Consider the following 18543-nt stretch of genomic DNA (forward strand, 5'->3'; position numbering starts at 1 on the left):
TCCTGTTCCATAATAATATCATAACTTTATTGCTGATTACAAAATAGCAGCTATGAAATTTATGATCATTTTCTGGGGGATTTTTCTCTTTTTTTTCTGCGTTCCTTTTCCGATTTTCATTTATATGATGACGGAAGAACTCGCAACAGAACCGAGAAATTCATTAGCTGTGAGCTATGGATATCTCGGTTTTTCTTTGCTCATATGGTTGTATGTAGTTTTCTTCTTTATCAATATCCTTTTTATAAAAACCTTTAAAGAGAAAAATACGATTCAGTCTATATTACAGAACGGAATTCCAAGAGAAGCCAAAATTACCAGCTATAAACTCCTGAAGTATATTCCGAAAACCAATATGAATATTATTCAGATTATACTTTCATTCCCCAATCTCAGAAATACATTGATTGAACATGAAATGATGTTTCACGATTCCAAACCACAGGAAAAAAGATTTGACGTCGGAAATAAGGTGAAAGTACTGCTGAATCCCAAAGTTTCGCAGGAACCTTACTTTATTTTAAGTGATCAGAAAGTGGGGTTCAATACCTCCGGAATCATTTTAAGAATTGTGTTTGCTGTATTGATGATTGGCTACATAACCGGACTTTACTATTACTTCTATATGCGGGAATCTTTTGATTTTGGCTGGAGATTTCTGACTTTCATGCACCCGATTATTTTCAGCGGCGTAATGACCCTTATTTATGTATTGGTTTTTCAGTTACTGATCAGCAAACTTTTTAAAAATAAAAAAGAAGAACGCATTCTCTTTTCAGGAAGAAATGCTGAAGCCAATATCATCAGTGTAAGCCAGACAGGTCTTCTTGTAAATGACCAGCCACAGATCATGTTTCAGGTAAGTTTTAAAGACTTCAGAGGAACTGAACATATTGCTGTTTACAAGAAAATTGTCAGCCTTTTGAATCTTTCTTCAGTCCCCAAATACGGAACTATTGAAATCATGTATGATGAGAATGACCCGAAGAAAATTATGATTCCTAAAGGATTTTAAACATCAACAACGCTTTTGCCGTATTTGCTATCTTTGCTTCTTAGCCTAAATCATATGAAAACAACAATTGTCGATCTGACAAAACCCATTCAGTACAATGCAGGAGATCCTTGGTTTATGAGGGTGAAAATCAAACATAAATCACACCGGAAATCACATTGGCTGATTCGTCTGGCGCTAAGACTTCCAGCGAGGCTTTTTCCTAAAAACTGGACAGGCTGGGCAGATGATACCATCAAGAATATGGGACTTCATGCCACAACCCATATTGATGCTCCATGGCATTATGGCCCTGTAGTAGAAGGGAAACCGGCTAAAACCATAGATCAGATTCCTCTGGAATGGTGCTATGGAGACGGAATTGTGATCGACTGTACCCATAAAGAAGACTTTGTTGCGATCACTGTAGACGACCTGAAAAAAGATCTCGATAAAAACGGAATCACTGTACAGGAAGGAAATATTGTACTGATCCGAACAGACCGTGATAAAATGATGGGAACCTCAGATTTCGTAGAAAAAGGAACAGGAATGAGTAAAGAAGCTACAGAATGGCTGATTGACCAGGGTGTAAAAGTAATGGGAATTGATCAGTGGGGTTGGGATCTTCCTTTAAGATATATGGCTAAAAAAGCCAAAGAACTCAATGATCCCGAATTCTTTTGGGAAGGGCATCGCGTAGGCATTGAAAAAGAATATCTACATATCGAACAGCTTACCAATCTCAGTGCACTGCCTCCATCCGGATTTAAAATCTGTGTATTTCCGCTAAAGATTGTTGGCGGTTCTGCGGCTCCGGCAAGGGTAGTGGCGATGATGAACGAATAGAAAGTAAATAAAAAAGAAAGAGCAAATTTGCATTGGCAAATTCACCCTTTCAAACATTATCATTTTTAGCGTTCTTCGTTGATGTATCTAAGCTTTTTTCCTGAAAAATAAGGCTCTGCTGTACTCAAAATTCATTCTGGCAATATTGAGTACAGAAATTCCTTGCGGACATTCCACTTCACAGGCTTCTGTATTGGAGCAATGCCCGAATAATTCTGTGTCCATCTGAGCCACCATATCCAGAACTCTCTTGCTTCGTTCTTCTTTCCCCTGAGGAAGAAGTGCCATATGGGTAATTTTTGCAGAGGTAAATAATGCTGCACTTCCATTTTTACAAGTTGCAACACAAGCTCCGCATCCAATACAAGCTGCGGAATCAAAAGCTTCTTCAGCAGTCTGATGAGTCACCGGAATGGCAGTGGCATCAGGAGCCTGGCCTGTATTTACAGACACAAAACCTCCAGAAGATATAATTCTGTCAAAAGCAGAGCGGTCTACTTTTAAATCCTTCTTTACAGGAAAAGCTTCAGCACGGAAAGGTTCTATCAGAATAGTTTCCCCATCTTTAAAAGACCGTAAATGAAGCTGACAGGTAGTTGTGTTTTTCAGAGGACCATGGGCGATTCCGTTAATCATCATACCACATTGCCCACAAATTCCTTCACGGCAGTCGTGATCAAATTCTACAGGCTCATCACCCTCTATGATCAGTTTTTCGTTCAGAGTATCCAGCATTTCTAAGAAAGACATATGAGAGTTCAATCCTTTCAAGTCATAACCCACCAGTTTTCCTTCACTTTTTCTGTCTTTCTGTCTCCATATCTTAAGATGTAAATCCATAATTTTCTGTTTTTTTATTTGTAACTTCTTACCGTTGGCTGAATTTCTTCAAAGGTTAAAGGCTCCTTAATTAGCTCAGGTTCACTATTTTCACCTGCCCATGCCCAAGCGGAGATAAACTGGTATTCAGCATCATTTCTCATGGCTTCTCCGTCCGGAGTCTGGAATTCTTCTCTGAAATGCGCCCCGCAGGATTCGTTACGGGTTAAGGCATCATAACACATCAGTTCTCCTATTTCAAAATAATCGGCAACACGGCCGGCTTTTTCCAGTTCGGTATTCATTTTATCTCCCTGGCCGGAAACTTTGACATCTTTATAGAATTCCTGTTTCAGTTTTCTGATTTCCTGAATGGCGTATTTCAGTCCTTCTTCATTTCTGGCCAGCCCACAATAATCGTACAGGAGTTTTCCCAGTGTTTTGTGGAAATAATCAACGGTTTTGGTTCCTTTGATATTGATAAAATCACGAATCTGATTTTTAACGGCATTTTCTGCTTGTTCAAATTCAAGAGTATCCGGTGAAATTTTTCCGGTGTGAATTTCATCAGCCAAATAGTTCGCAATAGTGTAAGGTGCGATAAAATAACCGTCTACGGAAGCTTGCAAAAGAGAATTAGCCCCTAATCTGTTAGCTCCATGATCTGCAAAATTAGCTTCACCTAAAGCAAACAATCCCGGAACGGTAGTCATCAACTCATAATCTACCCAAAGACCACCCATTGAAAAATGGGCAGATGGAGAGATCATCATGGGTTCTTTATAGGCATCGTATCCCGTTATTTTAAGATACATATCAAATAAATTTCCATATTTCTCTTTGATCTTATCCTTTCCCTGTTCCTGAATTGCTTTTGAAAAATCAAGATACACAGCATTTTTCAAAGGCCCGATTCCGAAACCTGCATCAATTCTTTCTTTGGCTGCACGGGAAGAAATATCTCTCGGAGCAAGATTCCCGAAAGCCGGATATCTTCTTTCAAGATAATAATCCCTTTCATTTTCCGGAATATCATTGGGTGGTCTGTTTTCACCTTCTTTTAACGGAACCCAGATCCGTCCGTCATTACGCAATGATTCAGACATTAAGGTCAGTTTAGACTGATAATCTCCTGATTGCGGAAGAGAAGTAGGGTGCACCTGAATCCAGCTTGGAGAAGCCATTAAAGCTCCTTTTTTATGGGCTCTCCAGATTGCAGAACCGTTACAACCCATGGCCAGGGTAGACAGATAATAGATTTTCCCGTAACCTCCCGTTGCCAATATTACAGCGTGTGCTGCATGTCTTTCAATGTCTCCTGTGTCTAAATTCCTTACGATAATTCCTCTGGCTTTCCCTTCAACGGTGACCAGATCAAGCATTTCATGCCTTGAAAACAATTGTATAGAACCTTTTCCAACCTGTCTCATCAATGCCTGATAAGCGCCCAGAAGAAGCTGTTGCCCCGTTTGTCCTCTCGCATAGAAAGTACGGCTCACCTGAACGCCCCCGAAAGATCGGTTGTTCAGATATCCTCCGTATTCACGTCCAAAAGGTACGCCTTGCGCTACAGCCTGGTCGATGAGATTCAGAGAACACTCTGCCATTCGGTATACATTGGCTTCACGGGCTCTGAAGTCGCCTCCTTTTAAGGTATCAACAAACATTCTGTAGACGCTGTCACCATCATTTTTATAATTTTTTGCAGCATTCACCCCTCCCTGGGCTGCTACAGAGTGCGCTCTTCTCGGGCTGTCCTGGAAGCAGAATGATTTCACATTATATCCCATTTCTCCCAAAGAAGCAGCGATAGAACTTCCTGCCAATCCTGTTCCTACAACAATGACATCCAGTTTTTTACGATTGGCGGGATTAACGAGTCTCGCTTTCTTTTTATAATTTTCCCATTTATGTTCCAATGGGCCTTGTGGTATTTTTGAATCTAAAATCATGACCGTTCTGTTTAATGATAAGTAAAGAATACATACACCGGCATCAATGCAAAACCTACACAGATGATGATTGAATAGGCAATCCCGATAGTCTTGAACCATTGTACAAACTTAGGATGATACAGCCCCAGAGTTCTTACAGCACTGTGTATCCCATGAATCAGATGATAGCATAAAGCAATCATTGAGAGTACATAAATGATGACATACCACCATTCTTTGAATACGGTTACTACCAGAATGTACAGATCTTTATTTCCGTTCTCATCCAAAGGCGGATTTCCGAATTTGTAGATATACCAGAAGTTCTGAAAATGGATCACCAGGAAAATCAGAATTAATGTTCCAAGGATTCCCATATTTCTGGAAGCCCATTTACTGGCTCTTTCACGCCTGTCTGACTGATAACCGCCACCGGATTTTTTATTTTTTAAAGTAATAATGAGTCCATCTACAGCATGCAGAATGATACTGGCATATAAAACATAGGAAACTATTTTGATAATAATATTTCCGGATAGAAAATGCGAATAGGCATTAAACTGCAGGTGTGCCTGTTCTTGTGGAAGGAAAAGCTGAAGATTTCCAAGGAAATGAATCAACAGGAAGAATCCCAAAAAGAGTCCTGTAAGGCACATCAGCATTTTTCTTGACAATGTTGATAACATATTTTTGATTTAAAAATTAATAATATCCTAAGACTTTCATCCACAATCCTCCTACAACCATATAAATGATCAACAGAACGATTCCTATTTCTAGACCTCTTACCCACCAGGCTTTCAGGTCAACATATCCACTTCCGAAGAATACCGGAGCCGGACCGTGACCATAATGAGTAAGTACTCCGTAAATTGAACCCATGAAACCTAGCATCATCGCCAATAACATAGGAGGAATGCCTAAAGAAACCCCTACACCAAGTAATGCAGCATACATAGCAGCTACGTGAGCGGTAGCACTTGCGAAAATATAATGGCTGAAGAAATAAACTATGATGATAACCGGGAAAGCTACCTGCCAGCTCAAACCTCCAATCTGTATTTTGATAAGGTTGCTGAACCATCCAATGAAGCCCAGTTCATTCAAAGAACTTGCCATCATTACCAATACAGCAAACCAAACGATGGTATCCCATGCTCCTTTTTCACCTTTTACATCCTCCCAGGTTAATACCGAAGTTAAAAGCAATAATGTTAATCCGATGAATGCCGTAGTGGTAGCATCAATAGAAAATGCCCCTCCAAATATCCAAAGAGCTAACAGAATGAAGAATGCAAGCAGCATCAGCCATTCGTTTCTGGAAATAGGCCCCATTTCTTTTAATTTCTGAGCTGCCATTTTGGGAGCATCACCTGTTTTTTTCAGTTCAGGCGGGTATAACTTATACAATACCAAAGGAACCACAAAGAATGCTACTGCACCGGGAATGAAACCTGCGGCAGCCCAAGACATCCAGGTAATATCAATACCAAGGTTGGCTGCAAATTTCTGACACATCGGGTTACTGGCTGTCCCCGTAAGGAACATAGAAGAAGCGATGAGGTTCATATAATAACTGTTCAATGTTAGAAATGATCCTAATTTTCTATGGGTTTCCGGTTTTTCTGGAACGGAATCAAAGCTGATGGCCATAGATTTCATGATAGGGTAGATAATTCCACCTCCTCTCGCGGTATTACTCGGAATAGCTGGAGCAAGACAGACATCGGCAAGTCCTAATCCGTAAGCTAATCCCAAAGAGCTTTTACCAAAAACTCTGATGAATAGAAAGGCAATACGGTTTCCAAGTCCTGTTTTAATAAATCCTCTGGCAATAAAGAATGAAATCCCGATCAGCCAGATTACTTTGTCTCCAAAACCGGAAAGAGCTTTGGTAATAGATTTTCCTGCGTCTCCCGGGGCTACCACCTGTGTAAGGGCTGTAAAACCAATGGCCATCATACACATTGTACCCATTGGTGCTGCTTTAAGAATGATCCCTAAGATGGTTGCCGCAAAGATGGCGAACAGATGCCAGGCATTCTCAGCAACACCCTTCGGAGCAGGAATGAACCATATGATCAACGCAACAACAAATGTAATCGCTACGTTTTTGATATTAATTTCTTTCATGATACTAACTATTTAATCGGTTAAAACCTACTCTGTACTTGTACAATGAATAGATTGTTATTGTATTGTGATGTGTTTTCCACCTGATATTTGTAGCGGTCAAACTGAACCCCCAGCTGAATTCTTGCTCCGTAATTTTTCAGGAATTCCAATCCGAACATAGGAGTGATCGTTTGTCTTGGGTTGGAAGCCATTCTGAAATTGGTATCAAGATATTCGTAACGACATGATAGTTCAAAAGCACTGAGATTTTTGTGATTGATTTCATATCTTAGATTCGGAAGAAAATAAGCGCCACGGATCAGATATTGATCAGGATTATCAGGTCTCAGTTCAGGGGCAATGGAGTTGTACAGAACATGGTTGGTGGCTTGCTTGGCTTCCAGCTGCATATCAAGACTCCATTTTGGATCAAATTGAATCAATGAGCTTAGATCTACTCCCAGTGCGTATACTTTTTTACTGAAAACTTCTCCGATACCTCCGTTCAGACCCACATTGAAATTGTATTTTTTGGATAATCCGAAAACAAGCCGGGTAGAATACTGCTTTCCGTTATCATTATCGTTGATCTGGTTTTTCCCATTTCCGTTCACTACCGAAACAGCATATTGGAAAGGAATTTCTCCCAACTGAAGCTGTCCTGTAGCAGACATTCCGATCTGGAAACTCGTCCAGCCCAGTTTTCCGAATTCAGTATACTGATTAGACCAGTCTAAAGATTTAATAATATCAATAGGGTACGTTTCTTCAATACCAAACCAAGGTCTGAATTGTCCTACGGTAATTGCTAATTTGGGATTGAAGGTGTACTTCAGATAAGCATTTTCAAGAACTCTGCTTTTAGGGTCATTTTTAAAATCGGCAAGGTTGGCCAAAACAACAACTTCTGTACGTTTGCTGATCTGTGCCCGTACCTGAACCCTCATGTATTTGAGCATGAAATTATTATCCGTTCCGGAACCATCGGTATGATGAAGTCCGTTGACATCAACATCCCTGGACATTCCTACCAGATAACGTGCCTGAAAAAGGCCTTTGATCTGCAGCTGCGGATATTTTACATTGTCTTCTTCCTGTGGAGGAGGTGTGGTCTTCAGAGAATCCTGATTTTGTGCATAAGCTGATAACCCACAGGCCAGCATGCACAGGATCAGGCTTTTCTTTTTAATCGAAAAAAAGGCCATATCTATTTTTGTTTTTTTATTGTAAACTTTATTTTACCACTACTGCTTAACCACCCCGTCAAATCTTTGATTTGCCACCCCTCCAGAGGAGGGAATGGTAACACATGGAATCATAGTGTGGCATACTTAGGTCTTTTCGTCTGCAAGAGCAGATTATTTTACTTAAGTGTAAATGTTTTGTGGTGAAATATTTATTTTAATCCTAAGAATGTAAACGGTGCGGATTCTTTAAAATCTGCATTGGATTTGCCGTTGTAAGTGTTATTATTACTCAGGTCTAGTTTCATCACTTTTCCCTTAGGGCTCAGGTCGAAATCTTTAAGATCTACCCAGAAAGTATTTGGTGTGAAAACCGTTTCAAAATAATACACCAGATTTTTCTGATCTGAGACAGAACGCCATCTTGTGGACGAAATGTTAGGTTCCGTTGCTGAAGTGATTCCATAAGGGACAGAGCAGTTTCTGATCACACTGAAAACACTGGCCACAGCTGTACGGGTATCGGCTGTTTGCGGAATTGCATTTACATAGTAAGAAGCTCTTACAAAGCGGTCTGCAGCACGGTTGGTTCCCGGAAGCATAACTGTTCCCGGAATTCCTTTCCAGTAATTGTTAAGGGCCAGCTGTTCTTCAAAAACAGGCGAATTGGTCATTACGGTGTAAGACGGATCATGATGAATGACCAGTTTACCGTCAATATACTCAAATACGGCATTGTCTCCGGAAGCATCAGAAATGGAAAGGTGGATTGTTGTAAATCTTTCTGTTCCCGGAATATAATCACTTACAATAACGAAAGGTTCTTTGCGTGAAAACTCTACAGCTTCTTTTACTGTGGCAAAATTATCGAGATAATATTGTGCCCATAATGATATAGCAAGTCCCTTTTTACTTCCTTTTCCATCAAACTTCGGGTATTGGGATTCTCCTAACCAAAGCAGGTTGGCAACCAGTCCTTTTTCGTTCATTCCGTCTGCTGAAGCAATATCCCATGAAGAGCTGATGAGGCTTCCGTATTTGGAAGTCCATTTTACAGATTTAGAGCCTGTCTGCCCGTTGCGGTCTATTCCTTTTGGGAAAACCCACAGATTGGCAGGGATTTCGTCACGCCAGTCCATAGAACGGGCTGTAATGACAGTGTTTTGGGGTCCTTTGTAAACTACTCTTGTACATGCTTCTGATGGATTCCATAATCCTACAGCGAGGACCAGAGAAAATAAAATTAATGGGAACTTTTTCATAATAGTATTATTTGAATTTAAATTTTGTATTGAATTTATTGTGAATAATTCAATTAATTTTAATCATATTCATTAGTTGGTGATATAAATTTAGATAAATTTGTTTAAATAAAATAATTATTAAGGATAATAATGTGTAATTCATGTTATGAATCATAGTTAAAGAGTGAAAAACCTGATTATTGGATTTTTTTTTGTATATTCTAGAGATATCTCATAAAAATGAGGTAAAAATGAAGAATAGTGTAATGTCTTTTTACTTTGGTTTTCATAGGGATATACTTTTAAATTATAAGGTAAAGAACATTGAAATTAGATACCACAAAATAGAAAGCTGTTCTAAAAAACGCTATATTTGATAGATAGACTGAAGAGATATATGAATTTTATAGAATGCCATGAAGAACCTATCCATATTCCGGGTTCTATACAAAGTTTTGGTTATTTGATTGGCATTGATGCGGAGTCCCGTACCATTACTTTTTTTAGCAGGAATATCTCGGATATATTTACAATTGAAAGTCCGGAAAAACTTTTCGACAGGAAGCTTACGGACTTTCCGGAAAGTTTCCAGAGTATTATCAATTCGGAAATATATACTTCACTGGAAAGGTTTACCAGACGTAAAAACGAAACTTATTTTGACAAGATTTTCATTGGTGAAAAAGAATACCACTTTTCTGTTTTCAAGAGTGGACCTTATATTTTCCTGGAATTTGAAGAAGTGCTGATCAATCCTGACAAAAGGATTTCCAATAAATATGATAATTTTTACATCATTGATAATGAAAAAGAACTCTGGAATCATCTTCTGGAAACCCTGTCGAAGGTGGTGAACTATGACCGGATGATGGTTTATAAATTCATGATGGATGGTTCAGGAAAAGTAATTGCCGAAAAGAAAAATGAGAATATGGAAAGCTTTCTGGGACTTCATTATCCGGAATCTGATATTCCCAAACAGGCACGTGAGCTTTATCTGAAAAAAAGAAAAAGAATCTTCAGCAATGTATATGCGGATACGGTTCCTATTTTAAGCAAAAGTCCGGAAAATATCGATCTTACTTTCTCTGCATCAAGAGGAATGTCGCCTATTCACGGGCAGTATCTTAAAAATTCTGGAGTCGCTTCAAGCTTCAGTATTTCGATTATTATTGATGATCACCTTTGGGGATTGGTAACCTGCCAGAATGTAGAACCTAAGCATATTGACCTTGAGGACAGAGTACAGGCCGGAATTTTCACTGCTCTGGCTGCTAATGCATATTCATCTTTCAAGTCCAAGAGCGAACTGAACTACCGTTTGGAGCTGAATGAGAAAGTGTCTCAGCTTAAAACGGAGTTTTTAAAACATAATAACCTGTTTGATTCTCTTATTGAGTGTAAAACAGACATCAGAAACCTACCTGAGGCAGACGGGCTTGCTATTGTTTCAGATGAAAGCATCATAACAGACGGCAGTACTCCCAATCCGGAAACTGTCAATAGAATTGTACAATGGGCGTTGGAGAATACCAATGAGAGAATTTATGTGAGCCGAAGCTTTCTTAAAGATTACGGTGAAGAACTGGATCTGCCTAAAAATGCTGCAGGTATTATTATTTATTTTATTGAAAGGGATAAGAATGAAATGCTGCTCTGGTTCCGGAAAGAGTTTGATGAACATATCAACTGGGCTGGAAATCCGGAGAAAAAGATTGGTGTATTTTCTCAAAACGGAGAGGAAAGGCAAATGATATCGCCGAGAACTTCCTTCCATATTTTTACAGAAAATATCAAAGGGAGTTCTAAAAGATGGAATTCCAGAAACATAAATGCTGTACAGGCTGTAAGGGATTTGATTTTAGAAACCTCTCACAAAAATTATATTGCTATCAAAAGGCTTAATGATGAGCTTAAGAAAGTGAATGAAGAGCTTGACAGTTTTTCTTATACCATTTCTCATGATTTAGGAACTCCATTGACAGTGATGAAGCTGAATGCCCAGATGCTTCTGGGAAATCTTGCTGAAGATACCGGAAAAAGCAAAACGAAGATCAATACAATTATCGAGGAGATTGATAATATGGCTGAAATGATGCAGGACGTATTACAGCTTAGCCGTGCCAAGCACAGTGAAGTTCAGCTTGAAAGCCTTAAAACGGCTCATACTATTGAGAAAATATCTCAAAATGCCAAGATGACTTATGGGAGTCCGAACAGTGAAATTATCATTAAGGAATGCCCGGATGTACTGGCTGATAAAACGATGCTTCATCAGGTATTTCTTAATATTATCAATAATGCTGTGAAATATTCTTCCCACAAAGATTTTCCGAAGGTGGAAATTGAAGGCACAGAAGATGGGCAGACTATTATTTACAGGGTTTCAGACAATGGTATTGGTATTCCTGAAGAGGAGAAGCATAAGATGTTTAAAATCTTCAACAGGATGGATAATGCCAAGCAATTTAAAGGAAACGGAGTAGGGCTGTCTATTGTATACCGTATTATGAAAAGAATAGGAGGAAATGTGGATTATGAAAGCAGCAGTGAAGGAACCTCATTTATTTTAACGTTCAAAAAGCCTTATATTTGAGAAACTTTTAAAACGTTATTTATGGTATCAGAATATCTTAAACAGAATACGGCAGATTATCACGATGCGGCAGAGAAACTTTTTAATTCTGAAAAGATTTTTAACAAAACTTTCACCTTAGAGGATTATAAAAAAATCATCCATACCAATTACCTGATGCTTCTTCACAGTGAAGACAAAATCTTCAGCAGCCTTTCTGACAAGTATGCAGAAAAACTTCAGCTTGAGGCAAGAAAAAAACTTTCCCTTATTGAAAAGGATCTGAAAAGTCTTTCTCTGGAAAATCAGTCCGCTTCCCACAATCTGGAATTCAGCAATGAACATGAGGCGCTTGGAGCAATGTATGTGATTGAAGGTTCTACGCTTGGTGGGAACGTAATTGCCAAGCAGCTTTCTAAAACGGAAGGATTTGATGAGGTTACTTTCAATTTTTTCGGATGTTATCAGGAAAATACAGGCCCTATGTGGAAAAATTTCAAGGAAGTTCTTGATACGGAAGTAGCTGAGGAAAACTATCATGAAGTGCTTTCCGGTGCGAAAAAGCTGTACACGTTTTTACTGAACGTCAACTAATTTATTTTAATTCTAATTAAATTCCTGAAAAATTGCGCATTTTTTCAGGAATTGTTAAATTTGGGGAGTTTCAAATTTAAACTTAACTAACAAAAAATAATTTTTAAAAAGTAACAATATGAAAGTAACTGTAGTAGGTGCAGGCGCTGTAGGAGCAAGCTGTGCGGAATACATCGCAATGAAGAACTTCTGTTCAGAAGTAGTTTTGGTAGACATTAAAGAAGGGTTTGCTGAAGGAAAAGCAATGGATTTGATGCAGACAGCATCTCTTAACGGATTTGATACAAAAATTACGGGTACAACAGGAGATTACAGCAAAACTGCAGGTTCTCATGTAGCAGTAATCACTTCAGGGATTCCTAGAAAACCTGGAATGACAAGAGAAGAATTGATCGGTATCAACGCTGGTATCGTGAAAGAAGTTACTGAAAACTTAGTAAAACATTCTCCGGAAGTAATCATTATCGTGGTTTCTAACCCAATGGATACTATGGCTTACCTTGTTCACAAAACTTCAGGTCTTCCTAAGCACAAAATCATCGGAATGGGTGGTGCATTAGACTCTGCAAGATTCAAATACAGATTGGCTGAAGCGTTAGAAGCTCCAATTTCTGATGTAGACGGGATGGTAATTGCTGCTCACAGTGATACAGGTATGCTTCCATTATTGAGCAAAGCTACAAGAAATGGAGTTCCTGTAACTGAATTCTTAAGTGAAGATCAACAAAAATATGTGATTGAAGAAACTAAAGTAGGAGGAGCTACTCTTACAAAATTATTAGGAACTTCAGCTTGGTATGCTCCAGGTGCAGCAGTTTCTGTAATGGTTCAGGCAATTGCATGTGACCAAAAGAAAATGATCCCTTGTTCTTTAATGCTTGAAGGAGAATACGGACAAAACGATATCTGCTTAGGTGTTCCAGCTATCATCGGAGCAAACGGAGTAGAATCAATTGTAAACGTAACGCTTACTGCTGAAGAGCAATTGAAATTCGCTGAAGCTGCTAATGCAGTGAGAGAGGTGAATGGAGATCTTAAATTCTAATGATTGATCTGCTTTAAGCAGGATTTAAAATAGATAAAACCAGGCTGTTTCAATTTGAAACAGCCTGGTTTGTTTTTTTGAAAAATTTTAATTCCGGGGGAAAGCCTATTTTTTATTATTGAATTTATTATAAAATTCTTGTCTTCCTTTTTTATTATAAACATATGGATCAATAAAACTCTCTGTCCAGGTATTTGTTATTTCTGAGAAATCTTTTCCTATAAATTTTTCTAATTCTTCTTTTTTAACATCAATGTTATAAAGCTTATTTTCAAATGGAATCGTAATCTCTACTTCGTTGATAAAATCAAGATTTTTCATGAGTTTTACAGAACCTTCTACTAAGGTTTTCTGAATAGCATTTCCACTTGACCAATATTCTTTTAAATCATTTTCTGTGACATTAGATTGTGGATTTAATTCTTTATATTCAGAATAGTTTTTTACATAGGTAATGGTAGCTTTACCATCTGTCAATTCAATATTTTTCACAGAACCTCCGCCTCTGAGCCTTGAAGCTTCTGTTTTTAACTTTTCTAAATTGGATTCAATCTTTGTTTGATTTAGAGTTGTTTTATTTTCTGCTTTTTCTACTTTTTTTCCATCGTTGCAACTCAAAGTGATGAGTGTGGCTGCAGATAGGATTAAATTAAATTGTAACTTCATTCTTATTGGTTTAGGGCTGTTCAAAACTAAAAATTCTTGAAGTTTTATGATTACGGGAAACCATAATTTTCTTGTTGGGTGATTAAAGTAGTTTCTGGGGTGGCCAAAGGCCGCCCCAGAAACAATCTTTATCATAAAGATTATTATACTTACCTACTTTTACTCCTTCACAATTTTTTTATTGTAATGGGAGTTATCAAGGGTAATATCAATAAAATAAACTCCTTTCACTAACGATGAAATATCTACGGAAATCGGATTATTCGAGGACATAACATTCGTTTGAAGAATCTGTCTTTGATTCAGGTCTAAAATTTTAATAATCCCCTTTTTAAATTCTTTATCTGTTTTAATGAATAAAATGTCCTTAGCTGGGATAGGATAAACATTGATATCATTATTTACAGATGGAGATATTTTTGAAGTTTCATTATTTTTCTTTAAGGCTTTATCACTGGCAGATTTGGATACGGGGGAGAATGTAAAGCAGGTATTTGTATTTTCTACATGCAGAAAATGACTTTTTCCTGTTCCGGGTTCTAAATAAGTACCAGCATCCAAAGTAATCCCCTTTTTTGCCTTAAAATTAACATTAGCATTTTGTGTGAAACTTTCATTTTGGATCTTAATGAATTCAGGAGCATTAAGAAGCTCAAAATTCCAGCGATAAAATTTTTTGTTTTCAATGATAATTTCTCCGCCATTTTGAGGATTCATTTGCCATGCCATCTTATTGGCCTTTCCTGCATCTAATCTGCCTGCTCCTAACAGTCCGGCAAAAGTTTGATTAGGAGGAAGATGATCAATATTAGCAGAAGTCAGTTTTATAATTGTTTCAGCTTCTGCAGGTGATAAGCAGCTATTGGATGAAAATAATAAAGACAAAGTACCTGAAACTAATGGAGCTGCAAGGGAAGTTCCGGTCCATACCTTTCCTAGACATTCATCACATTCAGGATAGGGCAGTCCAAACATTTCATAAGAAGGGGCTACAACATCAACGTCTTCGTTATTTTGAGTGCCGTTTACCTGAGTTGCATAGTTAAAATAATGAATATCCTTAACATTGGTTGTGTTGGCAGAATTGAGATCATTAAGGTGGCCTACACCACTCACAGCAATGACATTTTTGTACGATGCCGGAAATACCTGGGCATATGTACTTCCACAGCTTCCATTTCCGGCTGCTGCAACGAGAATTGTTCCGTTATTATATATTTCGTTTACAGCATCCTGCTCTGTCTGCGAAAAGCTGCATGTTGACAACCAGCTCATACTGATAATTCGGGCTCCGTTTTGAGACAGTTGTTTCAGTGTGTTCCAGCTGCCATAACCCATCTGACTGGTTACTAGTAATTTATTATTAAAACCTATAGAAGATATTCCAAAATTATTATCCGTATTGGAACCTGCCAGACCTGCAACAACATTTCCATGGACTTCATTGCCTACGGTTTGTCCGGGGAGTGTTGAGATTTTGTTTTCAAACTCTTTGTGTGTTAATCTAAATCCGGTGTCTGAAATTCCCACTATGACCCCGTCACCTTTGGAATAATCCCATGCTTCCCGGGCATTGATCAGATCCAGATGAGTATGTGAGATATCTTCAGGTATCAAATAATAGTCATTCGGAGTATAGTTATATACAAGGGGAGAAATGGTTTTAAACTGTGGGAAGATTTTATTTTCTGTACCCGGTTTAAGTAATGAAATCTCTTCATTACGGATATCTATTTTCTCAGATTTTACAATGCCTGTTTGATGAGTGGCTATAAAATTATTATAATCTCTTTCGGTTTTAAATTCTATTAATGATGTATTCTTTAACTTTTGAGAAGAAAAATCAGAAAAAGCTTCTTCATACTGTACAACTTCTAATTTCTGGTTGTTAAAAGATAAAGTTTTTAATTGTCTGTTTTCTCCAATAACCGGCTGGGGCTTATTGGAAGGATCTTTAAATTCTACATAATATAAAAACCTGGTTTGTTGTGAAAAACAAAATGTATTCAAAAATAAAAATCCCAAAAAGTAACTTTTTGTTTTCATTATTTTGAATTTTGCAGGGTTTCTATTTTCTTGTTAAGATCAATAACGTGAAGGGTAAGTTCTTCTATTTTTTTTAATAAAAGAATATTCATTTCTTTCAGTTCAATACCTTCTTTAATTGCTTCTGCGGTAGTGGGAACTTCTGGAAGATGTTTATTTTCTTTAATATAATTTTCCAGTGTCTTCAGGTCCATAAGTTTATAATTGTCCTCAAAAACATAATCTGCCCAACCGTTTTCAGCAGCGACTTCAACTTTTACTTTTTCTGTTTTTATCCCCTGGCGGACAAATAGTTTATAATTGTTACAGTCTGCGCATCCTGTTTGTGCAAGATTGTTCCAGTTCACCCCAATTAAAACTTTGCCATTAGCTCTCACAGAAAAAACGGGCTGTGACCAGTTTCCCGGAGTGGGTGGTGCCGATAAGGTTAAAATACCAACATCATTAGTCTGATGGTTATTATAACTTAGCCACATTAAGTCGCTGTCTTTAATATTATTCTGACCGGCACTGAAAAAATGGTACCCATCTAATGTAGGGTCACTGGCTACAAATGTAGCATTTCCTAAAAGATTAAGGGTCAGTTTAGGGTCAGGAGCTGTTCCCATTCCGATGTTTCCCAAAGAATTGATCTGTATTCTTTCTTTATTACCTGTTTTTATGATCAGATCTTTTGCGTCTGAGGTACCTAAGAAATTGACAGCGGGATCAGTACCGGTATTTCCTGTCAGGTTCCATGTTTGTGCATTAGAAAAAGCTGCTATGACAATAGCTGCCAGAGTGATTGTTTTTTTCATGTTTAATTAGTTTTTGTTTCGTGATAAATATACTAAATATATCAACGGGATGTGATTATTTTTTTGATTTGTGAATCATGTTACTATATCTACAATAAGCTAAATCAAATTATTAATCTTTTAAAAGGTTATGAATGATATATTTACGTTGTATGTATTGGAATACGACGGTTTTATTTAACTTATATAAAAATCTCAGGATGTAATTTTTTAGTGATTCCTATTTTATTTTGCGCACAAAATTTTCAACAGCACTCACAAATTCATTATTTTTCTCATAATACAAAAGATGTCCGCCATCAATGGAAACTACTTTCTGATTGGGAAATCTGAAGGTTTTATAATGCTGGGTTCCCACTGCTTTATCCTTTTTTCCCGTAATGATAAGGACAGGAACATGAATATCTTTTGTGATGGGAGCATAATCAGCATAATATTCCGGAAAATCTTTAGGTTTTGAAATGACGGCCATTCCGAAGTCGATGATACGGGGATGAAGAGAGTCTATTTTATCCGTCTGTTTTATGGTTTCGATATCTTCGGTCAGGAATTTATATCCGATTCTTTTTTTTCTTAGTGCACTGCTTATTTTTGAAAGTTCTGAAGAAAGGTTGTCTTTAGGAACCGCTCTGTTTTTTGTCTGTAAAAGACTGTTTCCATATTCAATCTGTTCTTTGAGAGATTCATCATTCAGAAAATGAAGGGTAACATTGGCAAGAATGAGTCCTTTGGTATGCTGGGGATATTTTTTTGCATAACTGACTGCAATGATTCCGCCAAAGGAGTGAGCCAGCAGGAAAACCCTTTTTAATTTGAGATGCTGTCTCAGTTCTTCAATATCCTGAACCATTTTGTCAAGATGATAATTTTTAGAAGTACCGGATGCACCCGATCCCCGCTGATCCATATAAACCATCTGCATGTTTTTTTCCAGACTGTTTCCACCCATCAATTCAAAAGATGGATAACCCTGTCCGGGACCACCTGGAATATAAATGCATGCTTCTCCTTTTCCGGAGATTTTATACTTGATCTTTACATGATCTGAGGTTTCATAAAAGCTTCCAGATGTGCGATTCTGAGCTGAAATTGTAGTCAGGGAAACAAAGAAAAAGAGTAGGAGGGCAATTGTTTTCATATCATTATAACAACTGTAAAAGGGTGTTTATTACCTGGATGAAAAATTAGCTTCCTTTTGCTTATTAATTCTTAATGTTGGTTACTATTTCATAGATCCCGGAAGAATTCTAACTTCATAGGGAATATTTTGTTTTCCCCAGCTGCAGAGCTGGTGCATCACCTTTGTGAGTTCTGAGCCGCTGGGTGTAATGTGATATTCAACTTTTAAAGGAACCTCATTGAATATTTTCTTGGTGATCAGATTTGATTTAACCAATTCATTGAGTACCGAAGATAATACATTATCTGAAATCCCAGTCAATGTTTCCTTCAATTGAGAGAATCGGGAGACGTCATGGGTAATCAGTAATAAAACTTCTGCTACCCATCGTTTGCCAATAATCTTTAATACTTTATTCAAGGTACATCTGTCATCCAGATAATGCTCATTTATTGTATTGGTGGAACTCAGCTTCTTTTTTCTCATACTCATTTATTTATTAGTAACTCACAATGGACTGTAGTATATTCTCCTTGACTTTTTCAGCATACATTTGTTTCA

The 18543-nt window shown here is 37.7% G+C and carries 16 protein-coding genes; 5 read left to right on the top strand and 11 right to left on the bottom strand.

Annotated elements, in window-relative coordinates; translation table 11 throughout:
• Positions 1-52: 52 nt before the first annotated feature.
• Together SFA27_RS05480 and SFA27_RS05485 are read left to right on the top strand one after the other, a co-directional pair.
• A complete protein-coding gene (locus SFA27_RS05480) occupies positions 53-1015 on the top strand; it encodes a hypothetical protein (RefSeq protein WP_407296883.1) in 963 nt (320 codons plus the stop codon).
• 54 nt (positions 1016-1069) lie between these two features.
• Complete coding sequence (locus tag SFA27_RS05485; RefSeq protein WP_407296885.1) at positions 1070-1843, top strand: cyclase family protein; 774 nt, start codon at positions 1070-1072, stop codon at positions 1841-1843.
• 87 nt (positions 1844-1930) lie between these two features.
• On the opposite strand, the gene SFA27_RS05490 is transcribed toward SFA27_RS05485, so the two are convergent.
• From SFA27_RS05490 to SFA27_RS05515, 6 genes are all read right to left on the bottom strand, one after another.
• Positions 1931-2683: a succinate dehydrogenase/fumarate reductase iron-sulfur subunit gene (locus SFA27_RS05490; RefSeq protein WP_047378678.1), complete on the bottom strand. Its 753-nt coding sequence runs from the start codon at positions 2681-2683 to the stop codon at positions 1931-1933.
• A 14-nt stretch (positions 2684-2697) separates the two neighbouring features.
• Positions 2698-4614 carry a fumarate reductase/succinate dehydrogenase flavoprotein subunit gene (locus SFA27_RS05495; RefSeq protein ID WP_407296887.1) on the bottom strand — a complete coding sequence of 639 codons (1917 nt, stop codon included), beginning with the start codon at positions 4612-4614 and terminating at the stop codon, positions 2698-2700.
• 11 nt (positions 4615-4625) lie between these two features.
• The gene (locus tag SFA27_RS05500) at positions 4626-5282 is read right to left on the bottom strand and encodes a succinate dehydrogenase cytochrome b subunit (protein WP_407296889.1); all 657 of its coding nucleotides are present in this window, start codon (positions 5280-5282) and stop codon (positions 4626-4628) included.
• A 16-nt stretch (positions 5283-5298) separates the two neighbouring features.
• Entirely contained in the window at positions 5299-6729 is a 1431-nt protein-coding gene (locus SFA27_RS05505) for an anion permease (protein WP_407296891.1), read from the bottom strand.
• Between the two features lie 20 nt (positions 6730-6749).
• Positions 6750-7916 (bottom strand): porin, encoded by a 1167-nt coding sequence (locus tag SFA27_RS05510; protein ID WP_047378674.1) that lies wholly within the window; start codon positions 7914-7916, stop codon positions 6750-6752.
• Between the two features lie 191 nt (positions 7917-8107).
• Positions 8108-9157 (bottom strand): linear amide C-N hydrolase, encoded by a 1050-nt coding sequence (locus SFA27_RS05515; RefSeq protein WP_047378673.1) that lies wholly within the window; start codon positions 9155-9157, stop codon positions 8108-8110.
• Between the two features lie 379 nt (positions 9158-9536).
• On the opposite strand from SFA27_RS05515, the gene SFA27_RS05520 reads away from it, so the two are divergent.
• The 3 genes from SFA27_RS05520 (at position 9537) to SFA27_RS05530 (ending at position 13353) form a co-directional block, all read left to right on the top strand.
• Positions 9537-11735 carry an ATP-binding protein gene (locus SFA27_RS05520; protein ID WP_407296895.1) on the top strand — a complete coding sequence of 733 codons (2199 nt, stop codon included), beginning with the start codon at positions 9537-9539 and terminating at the stop codon, positions 11733-11735.
• A 21-nt stretch (positions 11736-11756) separates the two neighbouring features.
• Positions 11757-12308, top strand: a complete 552-nt coding sequence (locus SFA27_RS05525; RefSeq protein ID WP_407296897.1) for a biliverdin-producing heme oxygenase — start codon at positions 11757-11759, stop codon at positions 12306-12308.
• A gap of 118 nt (positions 12309-12426) precedes the next feature.
• Positions 12427-13353 carry a malate dehydrogenase gene (locus SFA27_RS05530; protein ID WP_045500033.1) on the top strand — a complete coding sequence of 309 codons (927 nt, stop codon included), beginning with the start codon at positions 12427-12429 and terminating at the stop codon, positions 13351-13353.
• Positions 13354-13458: 105 nt separating this feature from the next.
• Here SFA27_RS05530 and SFA27_RS05535 read toward each other — a convergent pair whose 3' ends face one another.
• The 5 genes from SFA27_RS05535 to SFA27_RS05555 all read right to left on the bottom strand — a co-directional run bounded on the left by SFA27_RS05535 (position 13459) and on the right by SFA27_RS05555 (position 18468).
• Positions 13459-14154: a hypothetical protein gene (locus SFA27_RS05535; protein WP_407296899.1), complete on the bottom strand. Its 696-nt coding sequence runs from the start codon at positions 14152-14154 to the stop codon at positions 13459-13461.
• 24 nt (positions 14155-14178) lie between these two features.
• Positions 14179-16065 carry a S8 family serine peptidase gene (locus SFA27_RS05540; protein WP_407296901.1) on the bottom strand — a complete coding sequence of 629 codons (1887 nt, stop codon included), beginning with the start codon at positions 16063-16065 and terminating at the stop codon, positions 14179-14181.
• Entirely contained in the window at positions 16065-16862 is a 798-nt protein-coding gene (locus SFA27_RS05545) for a hypothetical protein (RefSeq protein WP_052184840.1), read from the bottom strand. The genes SFA27_RS05540 and SFA27_RS05545 overlap by 1 nt, the downstream gene beginning before the upstream one ends.
• Before the next feature lie 220 nt (positions 16863-17082).
• The gene (locus SFA27_RS05550; protein WP_407296903.1) at positions 17083-18000 is read right to left on the bottom strand and encodes an alpha/beta fold hydrolase; all 918 of its coding nucleotides are present in this window, start codon (positions 17998-18000) and stop codon (positions 17083-17085) included.
• An 84-nt stretch (positions 18001-18084) separates the two neighbouring features.
• Positions 18085-18468, bottom strand: a complete 384-nt coding sequence (locus SFA27_RS05555; RefSeq protein ID WP_407296905.1) for a winged helix-turn-helix transcriptional regulator — start codon at positions 18466-18468, stop codon at positions 18085-18087.
• Positions 18469-18543 lie beyond the last annotated feature (75 nt).

Origin of the sequence: Chryseobacterium sp. HR92 (genome assembly GCF_045689405.1) — a bacterium.
In the GTDB taxonomy this organism is placed as follows: Bacteria; Bacteroidota; Bacteroidia; order Flavobacteriales; family Weeksellaceae; genus Chryseobacterium; species Chryseobacterium viscerum_A.

Excerpts from the sequence above, each read along its gene's own strand:
- SFA27_RS05530 (WP_045500033.1), top strand. The coding sequence starts at position 12,427 with ATGAAAGTAACTGTAGTAGGTGCAGGCGCTGTAGGAGCAAGCTGTGCG.
- SFA27_RS05515 (WP_047378673.1), bottom strand. The coding sequence starts at position 9,157 with ATGAAAAAGTTCCCATTAATTTTATTTTCTCTGGTCCTCGCTGTAGGA.
- SFA27_RS05535 (WP_407296899.1), bottom strand. The coding sequence starts at position 14,154 with ATGATAAAGATTGTTTCTGGGGCGGCCTTTGGCCACCCCAGAAACTAC.
- SFA27_RS05540 (WP_407296901.1), bottom strand. The coding sequence starts at position 16,065 with ATGAAAACAAAAAGTTACTTTTTGGGATTTTTATTTTTGAATACATTT.
- SFA27_RS05550 (WP_407296903.1), bottom strand. The coding sequence starts at position 18,000 with ATGAAAACAATTGCCCTCCTACTCTTTTTCTTTGTTTCCCTGACTACA.
- SFA27_RS05490 (WP_047378678.1), bottom strand. The coding sequence starts at position 2,683 with ATGGATTTACATCTTAAGATATGGAGACAGAAAGACAGAAAAAGTGAA.
- SFA27_RS05510 (WP_047378674.1), bottom strand. The coding sequence starts at position 7,916 with ATGGCCTTTTTTTCGATTAAAAAGAAAAGCCTGATCCTGTGCATGCTG.
- SFA27_RS05500 (WP_407296889.1), bottom strand. The coding sequence starts at position 5,282 with ATGTTATCAACATTGTCAAGAAAAATGCTGATGTGCCTTACAGGACTC.
- SFA27_RS05505 (WP_407296891.1), bottom strand. The coding sequence starts at position 6,729 with ATGAAAGAAATTAATATCAAAAACGTAGCGATTACATTTGTTGTTGCG.
- SFA27_RS05555 (WP_407296905.1), bottom strand. The coding sequence starts at position 18,468 with ATGAGAAAAAAGAAGCTGAGTTCCACCAATACAATAAATGAGCATTAT.
- SFA27_RS05480 (WP_407296883.1), top strand. The coding sequence starts at position 53 with ATGAAATTTATGATCATTTTCTGGGGGATTTTTCTCTTTTTTTTCTGC.
- SFA27_RS05495 (WP_407296887.1), bottom strand. The coding sequence starts at position 4,614 with ATGATTTTAGATTCAAAAATACCACAAGGCCCATTGGAACATAAATGG.
- SFA27_RS05520 (WP_407296895.1), top strand. The coding sequence starts at position 9,537 with ATGAATTTTATAGAATGCCATGAAGAACCTATCCATATTCCGGGTTCT.
- SFA27_RS05485 (WP_407296885.1), top strand. The coding sequence starts at position 1,070 with ATGAAAACAACAATTGTCGATCTGACAAAACCCATTCAGTACAATGCA.
- SFA27_RS05525 (WP_407296897.1), top strand. The coding sequence starts at position 11,757 with ATGGTATCAGAATATCTTAAACAGAATACGGCAGATTATCACGATGCG.
- SFA27_RS05545 (WP_052184840.1), bottom strand. The coding sequence starts at position 16,862 with ATGAAAAAAACAATCACTCTGGCAGCTATTGTCATAGCAGCTTTTTCT.